The organism is Rodentibacter haemolyticus, assembly GCF_015356115.1.
Lineage (GTDB): Bacteria > Pseudomonadota > Gammaproteobacteria > Enterobacterales > Pasteurellaceae > Rodentibacter > Rodentibacter haemolyticus.
Genome location: NZ_CP063056.1, coordinates 311,840 through 325,606, shown reverse-complemented (window position 1 = coordinate 325,606; position 13,767 = coordinate 311,840). Strand labels below are relative to the sequence as shown.

15 protein-coding genes are annotated in these 13,767 nt (G+C 39.5%); 14 read left to right on the top strand and 1 reads right to left on the bottom strand.

Features of this window, described 5'->3' with window-relative positions:
• Window positions 1-201: 201 nt before the first annotated feature.
• The 14 genes from IHV77_RS01640 (at window position 202) to IHV77_RS01575 (ending at window position 12,969) form a co-directional block, all read left to right on the top strand.
• Window positions 202-1,629 (top strand): Eco57I restriction-modification methylase domain-containing protein, encoded by a 1,428-nt coding sequence (locus IHV77_RS01640; RefSeq protein ID WP_194812431.1) that lies wholly within the window; start codon window positions 202-204, stop codon window positions 1,627-1,629.
• Complete coding sequence (locus IHV77_RS01635) at window positions 1,626-2,576, top strand: BsuBI/PstI family type II restriction endonuclease (RefSeq protein WP_194812430.1); 951 nt, start codon at window positions 1,626-1,628, stop codon at window positions 2,574-2,576. The genes IHV77_RS01640 and IHV77_RS01635 overlap by 4 nt, the downstream gene beginning before the upstream one ends.
• Window positions 2,577-2,987: 411 nt before the next feature.
• Complete coding sequence (locus IHV77_RS01630; protein ID WP_194812429.1) at window positions 2,988-3,299, top strand: integrative conjugative element protein, RAQPRD family; 312 nt, start codon at window positions 2,988-2,990, stop codon at window positions 3,297-3,299.
• A gap of 2 nt (window positions 3,300-3,301) precedes the next feature.
• On the top strand, window positions 3,302-3,544 hold the full coding sequence (locus tag IHV77_RS01625) for a TIGR03758 family integrating conjugative element protein (RefSeq protein ID WP_194812428.1): 243 nt from the start codon (window positions 3,302-3,304) through the stop codon (window positions 3,542-3,544).
• Window positions 3,545-3,577: 33 nt separating this feature from the next.
• Window positions 3,578-3,940, top strand: a complete 363-nt coding sequence (locus tag IHV77_RS01620; protein WP_194812427.1) for a TIGR03745 family integrating conjugative element membrane protein — start codon at window positions 3,578-3,580, stop codon at window positions 3,938-3,940.
• A gap of 10 nt (window positions 3,941-3,950) precedes the next feature.
• Complete coding sequence (locus IHV77_RS01615; protein WP_194812426.1) at window positions 3,951-4,319, top strand: TIGR03750 family conjugal transfer protein; 369 nt, start codon at window positions 3,951-3,953, stop codon at window positions 4,317-4,319.
• Window positions 4,319-4,969, top strand: a complete 651-nt coding sequence (locus IHV77_RS01610) for a PFL_4703 family integrating conjugative element protein (protein WP_194812425.1) — start codon at window positions 4,319-4,321, stop codon at window positions 4,967-4,969. The genes IHV77_RS01615 and IHV77_RS01610 overlap by 1 nt, the downstream gene beginning before the upstream one ends.
• Window positions 4,970-4,976: 7 nt before the next feature.
• Window positions 4,977-5,861: a TIGR03749 family integrating conjugative element protein gene (locus IHV77_RS01605; protein WP_194812424.1), complete on the top strand. Its 885-nt coding sequence runs from the start codon at window positions 4,977-4,979 to the stop codon at window positions 5,859-5,861.
• Between the two features lie 9 nt (window positions 5,862-5,870).
• Window positions 5,871-7,334: a TIGR03752 family integrating conjugative element protein gene (locus IHV77_RS01600; protein ID WP_194812423.1), complete on the top strand. Its 1,464-nt coding sequence runs from the start codon at window positions 5,871-5,873 to the stop codon at window positions 7,332-7,334.
• A gap of 9 nt (window positions 7,335-7,343) precedes the next feature.
• On the top strand, window positions 7,344-7,754 hold the full coding sequence (locus IHV77_RS01595; protein WP_194812422.1) for a TIGR03751 family conjugal transfer lipoprotein: 411 nt from the start codon (window positions 7,344-7,346) through the stop codon (window positions 7,752-7,754).
• A gap of 11 nt (window positions 7,755-7,765) precedes the next feature.
• On the top strand, window positions 7,766-10,651 hold the full coding sequence (locus IHV77_RS01590) for a conjugative transfer ATPase (protein ID WP_194812421.1): 2,886 nt from the start codon (window positions 7,766-7,768) through the stop codon (window positions 10,649-10,651).
• Entirely contained in the window at window positions 10,641-11,063 is a 423-nt protein-coding gene (locus IHV77_RS01585) for a hypothetical protein (RefSeq protein WP_194812420.1), read from the top strand. The genes IHV77_RS01590 and IHV77_RS01585 overlap by 11 nt, the downstream gene beginning before the upstream one ends.
• Window positions 11,056-11,391, top strand: a complete 336-nt coding sequence (locus IHV77_RS01580; RefSeq protein ID WP_194812419.1) for a hypothetical protein — start codon at window positions 11,056-11,058, stop codon at window positions 11,389-11,391. The genes IHV77_RS01585 and IHV77_RS01580 overlap by 8 nt, the downstream gene beginning before the upstream one ends.
• A gap of 6 nt (window positions 11,392-11,397) precedes the next feature.
• Window positions 11,398-12,969: a conjugal transfer protein TraG N-terminal domain-containing protein gene (locus IHV77_RS01575; RefSeq protein WP_194812418.1), complete on the top strand. Its 1,572-nt coding sequence runs from the start codon at window positions 11,398-11,400 to the stop codon at window positions 12,967-12,969.
• Window positions 12,970-13,533: 564 nt separating this feature from the next.
• Here IHV77_RS01575 and IHV77_RS01570 read toward each other — a convergent pair.
• Window positions 13,534-13,716, bottom strand: a complete 183-nt coding sequence (locus IHV77_RS01570; protein WP_194812417.1) for a hypothetical protein — start codon at window positions 13,714-13,716, stop codon at window positions 13,534-13,536.
• Window positions 13,717-13,767: the final 51 nt, after the last annotated feature.

Here is a 13,767-nt window from a genome sequence, read left to right as displayed (position 1 = left end):
ATCTGCTGAGTTCCGCCTTCACCCTTTTACTGTCATCGTTGGGGCTAACGAGCGGTAAGAGCTTTATTACGAAATCGTTATATCGCATCTATATTGAATAGAGTGAGTTACTCATCTCAAAAAGATATTTGCAATACATTCTGTCAAAGTAGAACTGTTGAAATTACGAACACCCTGTATTGCTGATTTAAAGGAGGGAAAATGGATAATACTTTAATTGACGATATTAGATTAAAAATCAATAAATCTCTCAATCCTTATAATAAATCAAAGTATGCTCAATTCATGACTCCAAGTGTGATAGCTGATTTTATGGCAAATTTATTTGATAATAATACGTCAGCAGTTAAGTTACTTGATTGTGGCGCAGGTATTGGTTCTCTTTCCATTTCTGCTGTAAAAAAGCTAAAAAATATTTCACTGGCTGACTTGTGGGAAATAGATCCCATCATGCAAGAGCAATTAGAAGTAAACATGAAATCAATGAATATTCAATTTTCTATACATACGAAAGATTTTATTTTTGATGCAGTTGAAAATATTTTATCTGATAGTGGTGAAAGATACACTCATGCCATTATTAATCCACCATATAAAAAGATAAGCAGTAGTTCAAAGCATAGAAAAGAATTAAGAAAAATTGGAATTGAAACGGTTAACTTATATTCCGCATTTCTTGCATTAACTATTATGTTAATGCAAGAAAATGGGCAAGTTGTTGCTATTATTCCAAGATCTTTTTGTAATGGTCCATATTATAAACCTTTCAGAGAGCTTCTACTGAAAGAATGTTCTATTGAGCACATTCATATCTTTAAAAGTAGAAACAGTGCTTTTAAAGATGATGATGTTTTACAGGAAAATATTATTCTAAAAATTAGAAAAGGCAAACAACAGAATTGTGTTGTTATTTCTCAATCCAATGACAGTGGGTTTTATGATCTCAGACAAAATCTAGTTCAATTTCATAATGTGGTAAAGCCAAATGATATGGAGCTATTTATTCGCATTCCTACTGATGAAATACAAATTGACAATAATATGTTTCAAGCCTCTCTTTCGGAACTGGGATTAAATGTTAGTACAGGTCCTGTTGTTGATTTTAGAATGAAACAATATCTTCAACAACAACTGACTGACGATGCAGTTCCTTTGCTTTATCCACACCATTTTGCTAATGGACGGCTACAATATCCAAAAGAACATAAAAAACCTAATGCTATTATTGTTTCTCCTGAATCTCAAAAATGGCTATTGCCTAATAATGGATATTATGTAATTGTTAAAAGATTTTCAGCAAAAGAGGAAAAAAGACGAGTTGTTGCATATGTCGTTAACCCTGATGAGATAGGAAAACAATGGATAGGATTTGAAAACCATTGGAATGTATTTCACATTAAGAAACGTGGTTTTGATAAAGAAACAGCAATGGGACTTGCTTGTTTTCTTAATAGTACTGCACTTAATGACCATTTTAGGGTTTTTTCAGGACATACCCAAGTTAATGCAACTGACTTGAAAAATATGCATTATCCTTCAATGAAAATACTGCATGAACTTGGGAAGTCTTATCGGACAAAAATGAATCAAGAACAAATTGATACACTATTAGCAGGAGTAATGAATTGAGCAATCAAGATGAGAAGTTGCAACAAGCGTTAAGTATTTTAATTGAGTTAGGAATGCCAAGACCACAGCAAAATGAGAGAACCGCACTCTGTTTACTGTGCCTGTTGGATATGACCCCCAATAAATCTTGGAATCAAGCAGATAATCCACTTGTTGGCATTACTCCAATCATGGAGTGGTCAAGACAGAATTATGGGAAGAATTATGCTCCCAATACAAGAGAGACTTTTCGTAGGCAATCTATGCATCAGTTTGTTGAAGCTGGGATATGTTTATACAATCCTGATGACCCTAATAGAGCAGTAAACAGTCCCAAAGCTGTATATCAGATAGAGCCAACTTTGCTTCAAGTTCTGAGGACCTATGGAACTGCTCAATATGAGCGGATGCTTCATACCTATCAACAACAGAGACAGACGCTCGCTCAGATATATGCAAGGGAGCGAGAAATGGCAATGATTCCATTGCAGATTCCCAATGGTCAAACAATTCAGCTTTCAGCAGGTTTACATTCTCAGTTAATTAAAGATATTGTTGTATCTTTTGGTAGTAGATATGTGCCTAATGGAACACTGGTTTATGTTGGTGATACTGGCGATAAACATGGTTTCTTTAATGTTGAGTTATTGGAATCCCTTGGGGTTCAATTAGATAATCACGGAAAATTGCCTGATGTTGTTATTTATAACCAAGAAAAGAATTGGTTATTTTTAATTGAATCAGTTACAACCCATGGTCCTGTTGACCATAAAAGATATAGTGAATTAACCACTTTATTTAGAGATTGTACGGCTGGGCTTGTTTTTGTTTCGGCTTTTCCTGATTCAAAAACTTATTCCAAATATTCAAGCGTTATTGCCTGGGAAACAGAGGTGTGGATTGCAGAGGCACCAACTCACATGATTCATTTTAATGGAACTAGATTTTTAGGACCCTACATGGAGTAGCAGAAAATTTAGGGAGCAAGTGATAAACACTACCTTGCTCTTAATTTAAGATTAATCAAATCTTAAAACTCAGTCTATAAAAGCGAGAGCTACTATTGCTTTGATTAATCTGTCCTTTTTAACACTTATTTAAAACTGAGTTTAAGTGTTTCAGATGATGTTAAAAGTATAAATTATCTTGAAGAACTTGAATCATCAATGATTGATGTTTTTCTTAGCGATAAAACCTATCGTTATGTTCCTTTAACTAGTTTTTAATATTCTTATTTATTTACCCAGCTGATATCACCATAGATCAGCTTTTCTTATTAAAAAATCCTCCAATTCCTCAATAGGATTTCTCATTACAATTCTTTCCCAAATTTTGCATTATTTCTTTGCAATAAAATTAACCTTTGGAGCAAGAAATTTATGCGTAATCCCGTCTTTATTTTTCTTTTTTCACTTGCCTGTTCAACGGTAGCTTATGCCGATGAAACGAGTGAATTAGAACAAGCAATGAGACAACTTGAGTCGGCTAAACAAGCCTTAGTTCGAGCTCAAAAAAGTGCGAATGCTGGGCTTAAAAGTCGACTCTATTTTGATTACCAAAAGGCTCATCAAGATATTAATACCGTCAAGGTTGGGATTAACCTCTACATTAACGGTGATCGAGCTCAACCGCGTGATCCACGTAAATTAAAAACACTTTCCGGTTACTACGATAAAGTACGGAAAAATTAAATATGTCGGACAAAAGTTCTTCCGTTCATTCAGCGTTTAAAGCCGGTTCCGGTGTTGAAGCAACCGATCTTCATGGGGTGATTATTGGGTTAATCTTTGCCGTCATATTTTTAGCCATAGCCTATATTTGGGTGAATGCTTTCAAGGATTTACGTGAAGGAAATATGAAAATCCCGACCTTCGGCGGTTTAATAGTTCGAAGTCTCTTGTTTTTATTCATCATTGGTTATTTTTTATTGCATTAGATCTATGAATTACACTTAGTTAAGGAATCATCTATGAACAAAATAAAACATTTTGTCAAAAAATATGCTAACCCAACAAATGCTGTGGTGATTTTATCTTCTTTCTTCGCAAATTCCGCCTTAGCTGACCTTCCTAAAATGGAACCGCCTAGTCGAGGGGAAGGGGATGGTATTTTAGCTACGATTAAGAACTATGGTTACGATATTGCGATACTTGGTGGTTTAATTATTTGTGCTTGGCTGTTTTTCAGTGTGGCTGGTGCTGCAATTGAAACATTCCGTGAAGTTCGAGCCGGTAAGAAAACCTGGGGTGACTTCGGGATGATTTGTGCGGTGGGTGTTGCTCTCATTATTATTGTGATTTGGCTTATTACTAAGGCTACCGATATTTTATAGGAATAGCATCATGCAAGAGCATTCAAACTCAACCATCCAATTTATTCCCGAACGGATAAATCGCCAACCTACTGTCTTTAGAGGAATGACGATGTCCGAACTTTTTATTGTTGTAGCAATAGGTGCGGTGATAGGTGGCGTGATAGGGGGATTTTTTGTGCTCTTGTTTAATTTAGGGCTTTACATCATTCTTCTCGGTATGGGAATCGTAGGGTATCTCAGCATTCGTATCGGAGGCATGTATATCTCTCGTTTAAAAAGGGGGCGTCCTGATACTTGGTTTGAACGTTTTATTGAATTTAAACGTTCCCCTTCTAAATTTGTAACAGAAGCATCTTATTGGTCAATTCATCGTTCCCGTAAAAAAGGGCATTTCTAATGAAGGTATTAAGTAAATTTAAAAATGCGCTAAGTAATGAGCGCGCCCACATTAATTCACTTCGCATAGTGATTGCAGGACTTCTTATTGTTTGCCTAGGATTAGGCTATGGTTGGCACAAATCACCGGATAATTTAACGATTCACATGCCGCCGGATTTACGTGCCGGTTCAACAAAGGCTTGGTGGGAAATTCCGCCTGCATCCGTCTATTCTTTTTCCTTTTATATTTTTCAACAACTTAATCGTTGGCCAACCGATGGGCGTGTAGATTACAAGAAAAATATTGAAGCATTAACACCCTATTTAACACCCCAATGTAAGAATTTCTTTTTAGAAGATTATGAAAGACGTAACACCTTAGGGGAATTACGGGATCGTGTGCGTGGCGTTTATGAAATTCCCGGTCGGGGGTTTTCTCAATCTCGCGTGAAAGTCAATAGTAAAGATGATTGGGATGTTACCCTTGATTTAAGTACGGACGAATACTTCTTAGATAATCCGGTGAAACGGGTTTTAGTTCGCTATCCCTTGCATGTTGTACGCTATGACTTAAATCCGGAGATGAATCCATGGGGGCTTGCTATTGATTGCTACCGTAGCTCACCAAAACTTATTGAATATCGTGAACAAGAGAAAGAACAACAGTAGGTTTTATATGAAAAAATCAGTCTTTTTACTCAAAATCTTCGCTATTTCGACCGCACTTTTTTCTGCTTATCCCATTCAGACCCAAGCAGAGATTTTAATGAAATGGGAAAGAACACCCTTGGCAATCGATCTTGTCACCAATAAGGAACGGCTCATCTTTGTCGATAAAAATGTTCAGGTGGGATTTCCTCAAAGTTTACAAGGTAAGCTACGTGTACAAAGTATGGGCGGTGCAGTTTATTTGACCGCATTAGCACCTTTTGATTCACATCGAATTCAATTACGGGAGATGGGCGGCGGACAGAATGTCTTACTTGATATTAAAGCAATTGAGGGACAACGTAAACCGGATAATATCCGTATTATTTTTGATGAAGAAGTGCAGTCTAGTCAAGGCGCAAATCAACCTGATATATCCGATGCCGTAGGTGATGATAGTAATCAAGTACGTAGTGCATTGCCTGTTCCCGCAGCCCTTGTCCGTTATGCCGCACAGTCTCTTTATGCACCATTGCGGACAGTCGAACCCCTGCCCGGTGTACGACGGGTTGCAATGAAATTGCCTAAATCGTTACCCACATTACTCCCTAATTTAAAAGTACGTGCCACGCCACTGGAAAGCTGGGGGTTGGATGGCATGGTCGTTACCGCCGTTAAAATACAACACTTGGAACCGTTTCGCGTAGATTTAGATCCCCGCTATCTTCAAGGGCGTTTTTATGCGGCGAGTTTTCAACACGGCTGGATTGGTGAATATGGTTCGCTCAATGATACAACCACGGTGTATCTGGTGACGGAAGGGGATGTGAGTAAGGCCATTGTACCGCTTAATACCGGGTCAAAATCATCTACTAAGAAAATTGTAAAGAAAACCGTTAAGGTTCAACCATAGAGGTGAAATATGGCTGAGAATAAATCAAATAAATTACTTAAATTTGGTGTGCCTATCGCTATTTTTGGCTTTATTGCTATCGCTGTTTTTGTCGCGAAAAAGGCAAAACAAGAAGATATTTCTGCCACACCGGATGGATCCATTGTTTTTGATTTGACCGATGAGGAGCGACGGGATCTCAATCTCAAAGATGGCGATACACCACATGATACGCTTAAAACATTACTCAGTGAGGTGAAAAAAGCCAAAACAGAAATGGAGAAAACTCGTCGTGAAAATGCGATGTTAAAAAGAAATCAAGGCGATCCGCTTGAGATAAACACGCGTATTAATGAAGCGGTACAGGAACGTCAACGTGAGCTTGAAGCTTCATTTCAATCTCGACTTAATAGTATGCAACAGAAACTTGAATCAATGATGGCATCAAAATTAGATTCAAACGCCAGTGAGAACATTCATAAGAGTAATAATAGTGAGCTACCGATTGGTTTAGGGCGTGAGGGGAAAAATATATCACCTGTAATGAATGACACGAATTCGGTTGGTTTAGATGGGGTGCATTGGGTTAATCCGGATGATCTGCAATATAAAGATCAATCCGGCAAAGTGGTTGAAGCAAATACAACCGGTGCGGTGCCTTTTTTTCCTAATTTATTTAAAAAACTAGATGAAAGTATTGTTGGAAAAGCGGCAGATGAAGTCACTCGAGGAAAACAAATTGCTCAAGATAAAGCAAAAGCAACACCTTATTACACCATTCCGGCAAATGCGACACTTGTGGGTGCGGTTGCGTTGACTGCACTTATTGGACGTATTCCTTTAGGTGGTTCACTGACTGATCCTTTCCCGTTTAAAGCAATGATTGGGCGCGAAAATTTATTAGCCAACGGTATTGAGTTACCGGATGTTCAAGAAGCAGTTATTTCGGGGACGGTCAGTGGTGATTGGACGCTTTCTTGTGTGCGGGGAAAAGTCACATCAATGACTTTTATCTTCCAAGACGGGCGTATTGTCTCCCTTCCAAATAATCAAAAAAACGGTACGGTAAAACAAGATTCGGATAATGAGGGGATTGGTTGGTTATCTGATCCTCAAGGGGTGACTTGTATACCGGGAGAACGTAAAACCAATGCACCTGAATACCTGAGTACACAATTTTTATTATCCGGTGCGAGTGCTGCGGCACAAAGTCTTGCACAAGGTCAAACAACGACTGTGGTAGAGGGCGGTTCGGTAGTCGGTGCAGTGACAGGGCAACAGGGTAAATATATTTTAGGACAGGGGCTTGCCGGGGGATTAAATGAAACCGCAACCTGGATAAGGGAGCGTTTTGGCCAAATGTTTGATGCGATTTATGTGCCGCCGGGTAAAACGATTGGGATCCATATCACAAAAGAATTAGCGATTGACTATGACGAGGCAGCACGGAAGGTGAAATATCACAATGCCTCAAATCGTAAGCATTTAGATTAAGGAGACAATATGAAAATGCGTTATTTAGCCCCATTTCTGACCGCACTTTTACTCACAGGGTGCTCGACATCTCAAGAAAAATTATTACCGGCGGGAGATCGCTCTATGGCTGAAATTTGGAAAAATGGCGGTGGTCATACCCAAGGTGGAATCAATGAAGCGCGTGATGCACTTGATTCATCTCGTCCCCTTGAAAGTAAGGCGAGTGTCGGTGATGAAAATAGTTGCTATACCCGTACGGCGGAGAATGAGGTTTCTAATTTATTTCCTCGCCTTCCTAATCCGGATATGACACTCTACGTTTTCCCACATTTAACAAATTCTGCCGAGCAATTACCTGTACCCGGCTATACCACGGTTTTCCCTTTTTTTGGTCGTATCCAATATGCGCAACCCGGTGAAAGAACGCGTGATTATTAGGGGGAATCAGGATGTTCAATGTATTTAAATTCGCGAAAGCCGGAAATAAGAGAAAGGCTAAAATACCTCAAGAAACCGTTGATCAGACGGAAAATTCGCTTGAAATCACGCCGTCTCAACTTGATGAAACAGAAAATACACCCCGGTTTATTAAACGCCGGGGGGATTACACTGTCGCAGAACATTTAAAACAATATCAACCGAACCCGTCCTTCGTTGATAATCTCCCTTATGTTGAATATTTAGATGATCGAAAAATTCTTTTACTCGAAGACGGCCACTCTGTGGGCGCTGTTTTTGAATTGACGGCGCTTGGGACAGAAGGACGTGCGAAAGATTACCTGGATGAGGTTCGCACAAAGGTTTGTCATGCGATCCAAGATAGTTTTGATGAACTCGATCGCCACCCTTGGGTGGTGCAATTCTATTGTCAAGATGATGAAGTATCCATGGAATACCTTGATGTTTTGCGCCGTTATATTCGCCCAAATGCGCAAGGCAGCCAATTTTCAGAACATTGGCTCAACATTATGGCAAAACATCTCAAAGATGTATCCAAAGAAGAAGGGTTATTTGAAGATAAGGAAGTAACCGGCACGATGTGGCGGGGGAAGCAACGTCGTACACGTATGGTGATTTATCGTTATGTAGAAAATAACTATGATTTGGAGTTGGCTGTTGAGGATTTGGAAGCGACTTGTGAAAATGCCACAAATGCGTTATTAAGTGCCGGAATTTCGGCAAAACCATTAGATGGGCAGGAGGTGCATCAATGGTTATTACGCTGGTTTAATCCAAGACCGGATTTATTTGATAACAAGGAAGAATTTTACCGCACTTGTGCTTACACCCAAAAGCATACGGATGATCCTAAAGATTTGTATTTGGCGAATGACTTTTCTGAAACCTTGCTCGTAAAATCCCCACGTACGGAAGAGCATTATTGGTTTTTTGATGACATTCCACATGAGGTTGTCGTTGTCGATTCATTACGTCGTGCACCGGAAGTGGGCCATTTAACCGGTGAAATTAAACGTGGGGATAATATTAATGCCCTGTTTGATTTATTGCCTGAGAATACGGTTATGGCGATGACTGTCGTCGTTTATCCACAAGATTTACTCGAAAACCATTTGCAAACTATTAGCGATAATGCGTTAGGCGATAATACCGAATCGAAATATACCAAATTAGACTGCAACGAAGTGAAACGCTACATCAAAGATAAACATAAGTTATATCTTTCATCCCTGGCATTTTATTTGCGGGCCGATGATAAAACCGAGTTAAAACGTCGAAGTCGTAAATTGCGCTCGCTGTTACAAAGTTCAGGGTTAGTGCCGGTACGTGAAGGCAATGAAATTGCGCCGTTGAGTACGTATTTACGCTGGCTTCCAATGTGTTTTAACCCGGAAGATGATTCAAAAAGACTCTATACTAAATTTAATTTCGTACAACATCTCGCGAATCTAATGCCTGTGCTGGGGCGTTCTGTGGGAACACGTCATCCCGGCATTACCTATTTTAATCGAGGTGGTGCGCCACTTGATTTTGATCCGTTAAATAAAGATGACCGGGCAAAAAGTGGGCATTGCTTAATTCTTGGCCCTACCGGTGCAGGTAAATCGGTAACGCTCAATGGCAAATTTGCACAATTAATGGCGGTTTATCGACCTCGATTGTTTATCATTGAAGCAGGGAATTCGTTTGGTCTACTGTGTGAGTACTTTCAACGCTATGGTATTACGGTGAATAAGATCTCGCTAAAACCGGGTGGCGGTGTTTCTTTACCGCTTTTTGCTGATTGTGACAAGTTGGTCTCCGATCCTGAAATTCAGCAAAAGCAAAGGGAGCTATCTGAACAAGTGCTTTCTCCTGAAGGGGATTTACCGGTGGTTAAAAGTACTGAACCGGAAGCCGATGATGAGAGTGATGAAGGTGATGCACAACGCGATATTTTAGGTGAAATGGAAATGATCGCACGTATTATGATCACCGGCGGTAAAATCAAAGAAGAAGAGAATATGACTCGTGCTGATGAGGCAATGATTCGTAAAGCTATCATTTTAGCTGCGGAAACGACGGTAGCAGCGAGGCGTACGACATTAACTCAGGATATTCGGGATGCGTTTTATACATTAAGCCAAGATGAAAGTTTACCGGAAAGACGGCGTGAGCGTGCCTACGATATGGGAGAGTCGATAGGTTTATTCTGTCAGGCTGGTAGCTTTGATGCCGAGTTATTCAATCGTGAGGGCGAAATCTGGCCGGAAGCGGATGTCACTTTAGTCGATTTAGCAACATTGGCTCGTGAAGGTTATGAAGCACAACTCTCCATTGCCTACATATCCTTAATTAACCATATAAATAACCTCGGTGAAAAATATCAGTTTTCCGGTCGCCCTATCGTGAATGCAACGGATGAAGCCCATATTATTACCGTCAACCCAATGCTCGCCCGTTATAAAGCCAAAGCCGGGAAAATGTGGCGTAAACTCGGTATTTGGTTATGGCTTGCGACACAAAATATGAAAGACCTTCCGAAGGAGGCGGCAAAATTACTTTCTATGATCGAATGGTGGGAATTGCTTTGTCTTGAGAAAGACGAGGTGGAACAAGTGAGCCGTTTTAAAGATTTGACACCGGAACAAAAATTCTTGCTACTTTCAACGAGAAAAGAGAACCGAAAATATACGGAAGGGGTTGTGCTGGCAACCAAAATGGAGGCACTCTTCAGAGTCGTACCGCCTAGCTTGTATTTAGCATTAGCGATGACAGATCCTGAAGAAAAAAAAGAGCGGGCCGACATTATGAAAAAATATGGTATTTCAGAATTGGATGCTGCTTTGAAAGTGGCTGAAAACATTGATAAAGCACGAGGTATTTATGCTAACTAAATCAAAAACCATTTTCCAATTATCGGCGTATCAAACAGATATTCATGCACTGAAAGAAACACTGGCAGAGCCTCATTTAAGTCACATTAAGGCATTAGTGACACATTGTCGGGAAAAAGTGGGACAGCTACAAGATATTTCGATTCATCCTTATCGGGTAAGCCAAACCAATTATGTCAAAGTCACGCTCGCCGGAGAGACGGGAAAATTAGTTTTTACCTTTGTGATCGCAGGTTACACCGAATATCCGGCGATTCAAGATAATGCTTTTCGCCTTCATTTATATGTTGTGGATTCGGCAGATTGTTACTGGTTCATTGAGTTATTGAAATCTGAACTATCCACAAAATCTGTGGATAACACTGTGAAAAATGACCAAGAGAGCATAGCAGAGAAGAATGATAATGAGTGATGGAAAAACAAACAGATCATTTGTGTGGATAAAAAGTGCGGTCAAATGGGGATTGATTTTATTTCTGACGATATCGTTATTCATCGGATTTGCTGCACTTTTAATGGCACATAGCGACGGTGTGATCACATTCCTTTCGAGTGTACGTCATCATCGTTTTATGTGGTTGGGTATTCGTGGTGTGATTTATGCCGTGTGCGCGGTTTATCTTTATCGAATTTACCGTTTAGCCAAAAATGAGGAAGATAAGCGTGCCTATCTACGTCTTATTCGAGCCGTCGTGATTTTATTTGGTACGGTTGAGCTGTTTCAGTTATTTCGAGGGTAAAGTAGGATGTTCATTTATTTAACGGTTGATAGTTATTATGAATATTTTTTAACGTTACTGGGTTGGATTATCAGTAACGGTATTTGGGACTTAATGGTTGATACCGGTCTATTTGCAATCCCATTTCTTGCGCATATTATTCGTTTATTTATGAAAGCCCGTGAACAAGGGGATGATGAAGGGAATAAAGGTAAACTGCTTGCAGCCTGGCTTGAGAATGCGGTTTATGGAAGCTTGATTGTCATGATTTTTACCTGTTTACCGCTTTTTAACGTCTCTTATGGCACGTTACAGTTCGACACCGAAAGAATGAAAGAATGCGGTTATACGGTGCGTAAACCAACGGATTTGGGGATGAAGGGACTGTCATCCGAATTGAGTGGGCAAACTGCCTCCTTACCTCTTTGGTGGGCGTTTGTGTATACCGCCGGTAAAGGATTTACACATGGTGCTATCGCAACCATTCCATGTAAACCGGATTTACGTCAATTGCGTTTTGATGTACAGCATACACGTATTAAAAGCCCGGTTCTACGCCAAGAAATTCAGCAATTTGCGGAAGATTGTTTTTTACCCGCTCGTGCTAAAGTTCGTCGTCAGAAAATTGAGCTGGATGAGGCGCAATCTCGAGATTTGGACTGGATTGGGTCAAGCCTTTTAGTCAATACACCGGGGTTTTATGATAAATATCGGGCTAAAACGCCTCAACCATTCTGGCAATATGAATTACCACGTGATGATGCTTTACCCAATACCGGCAATGGAGGATACCCAAGTTGTAAGGTTTGGTGGTCTGATGCGGATGTTGGATTACGTAAGCGAATTATCGAAACGGTAGATGATAGTATTTTTTTACAACTAAAAAGGGCAATTTCACCTGATCTTTATAATAGTGGTGTAGAAACGATAGTCCGCAGTATCGTACGTCCTTCAAATTTGTATGTATCAGGTGGTGAACCTGTTTATCAAGGGTACGGTAATAACATTGTGGGAGCCGGAGGTGAATTTGCTCCTGTTCAATGGATGAAAAACGCACTTGCCGGAACTGTTTCGGCAGCTGGGATTGCGGTGGCTGATATCGCAGCATTGCCCGGATTTGATGCAATGAGAGAATCATTACCGATGATACAAGGACTCGTGTCTCTTGCCGTTATTATAGCAATGCCAATTGTGATGACGATAGGGTTATATGGTATCAGGGTGATGATGGCTTTAACCTTTGTTCAATTTGGGCTTTTCTTTCTGTCTTTTTGGTGGGAGTTAGCTCGTTGGTTGGATACATGGCTGATTGATACATTGTATAATAGCAGTACGTACTCAAACACCGAAACTTGGCGTGAAGCAGCATTAAATTGGAATTTTTCCGGGTTACTCAATGAAAAAGATGGATTAATTGTGAAACTGGTGATCGCAACGATGTTCTTTATTTTTCCTGCATTGTGGTTTGGTATGATGTCTTGGGCAGGAGTGAAAGTCGGTGGTGAGCTAGCTGGTGCGATATCAAGAAGTGCTGATAATACAGTAAATAAACAAACACAGAGTGGTACTACAAAAATAGAAAGGCAGCTCACAAAATAAGCTATAACTATAAATAGTAAAATACCCCGTTATATTGATAACGGGGTATTTTTAATTATCATAATAGTGTTCATCATTATCATACCCAAAAGGGTTGGATGGATTAAAATAGTTGGAGGGAGTCAAATAGTCATAGCAATCTTCGTAATTTGCGAATTTACTTCCAAATTTGAGTATCAGAAATGCTAATCCCAAAATAAATGCAAATACAGCAATAATAAAAGAAAGATACAAAGCTACAAGAATAACAGCAGTAACCACTATCCCATAAACAACTTTTAACGCTTTAGGGTGTTGCCATTTTTTGAAACGAAATAAAATATACTTAATCGTATAGAATGCGAGGAGATAATATCGCCATAGCTGTCTTTTTCGAGGAAATTTCATATGCCCTCCGGTTACATTATAGGAATGCTTAATAACGTTTTTCCCGTTCTTCTTTGCCTATGAGGAAGATGTTATCAAGATATTGGGTCACACAGTAATGAGTCAAGCTTTTGCTTGATTTTTGTACTCAACATAACGTGATAAATAAACTTAACTAGGTTGTTTTGGAAATCAAGATTATCCTCGTTCTACCGCATTTTCCATACCAAGTAATCTGATAAGTACGCCACCATTTATAGCTGACTGTGCTACATTCTCTAATTCTTCAATACCCATCAGGTGTTTAGATTGTAGGTGTTTTTCCCAATATTTTTCTTCATCATTAAAAAATAATTGTTCTTTAGGTGTTAGAGAATACATATTGCTAATAAATTATCATTTGATATAAAGAGCTTGGGATGAAATAATCAA

Bases quoted from the DNA above. Each gene is read 5' to 3' on its own strand.
- IHV77_RS01615 (WP_194812426.1), top strand. From the start codon at position 3,951: ATGCAAGAGCATTCAAACTCAACCATCCAATTTATTCCCGAACGGATA.
- IHV77_RS01640 (WP_194812431.1), top strand. From the start codon at position 202: ATGGATAATACTTTAATTGACGATATTAGATTAAAAATCAATAAATCT.
- IHV77_RS01600 (WP_194812423.1), top strand. From the start codon at position 5,871: ATGGCTGAGAATAAATCAAATAAATTACTTAAATTTGGTGTGCCTATC.
- IHV77_RS01625 (WP_194812428.1), top strand. From the start codon at position 3,302: ATGTCGGACAAAAGTTCTTCCGTTCATTCAGCGTTTAAAGCCGGTTCC.
- IHV77_RS01595 (WP_194812422.1), top strand. From the start codon at position 7,344: ATGAAAATGCGTTATTTAGCCCCATTTCTGACCGCACTTTTACTCACA.
- IHV77_RS01605 (WP_194812424.1), top strand. From the start codon at position 4,977: ATGAAAAAATCAGTCTTTTTACTCAAAATCTTCGCTATTTCGACCGCA.
- IHV77_RS01630 (WP_194812429.1), top strand. From the start codon at position 2,988: ATGCGTAATCCCGTCTTTATTTTTCTTTTTTCACTTGCCTGTTCAACG.
- IHV77_RS01610 (WP_194812425.1), top strand. From the start codon at position 4,319: ATGAAGGTATTAAGTAAATTTAAAAATGCGCTAAGTAATGAGCGCGCC.
- IHV77_RS01620 (WP_194812427.1), top strand. From the start codon at position 3,578: ATGAACAAAATAAAACATTTTGTCAAAAAATATGCTAACCCAACAAAT.
- IHV77_RS01575 (WP_194812418.1), top strand. From the start codon at position 11,398: ATGTTCATTTATTTAACGGTTGATAGTTATTATGAATATTTTTTAACG.
- IHV77_RS01590 (WP_194812421.1), top strand. From the start codon at position 7,766: ATGTTCAATGTATTTAAATTCGCGAAAGCCGGAAATAAGAGAAAGGCT.
- IHV77_RS01580 (WP_194812419.1), top strand. From the start codon at position 11,056: ATGAGTGATGGAAAAACAAACAGATCATTTGTGTGGATAAAAAGTGCG.
- IHV77_RS01585 (WP_194812420.1), top strand. From the start codon at position 10,641: ATGCTAACTAAATCAAAAACCATTTTCCAATTATCGGCGTATCAAACA.
- IHV77_RS01570 (WP_194812417.1), bottom strand. From the start codon at position 13,716: ATGTATTCTCTAACACCTAAAGAACAATTATTTTTTAATGATGAAGAA.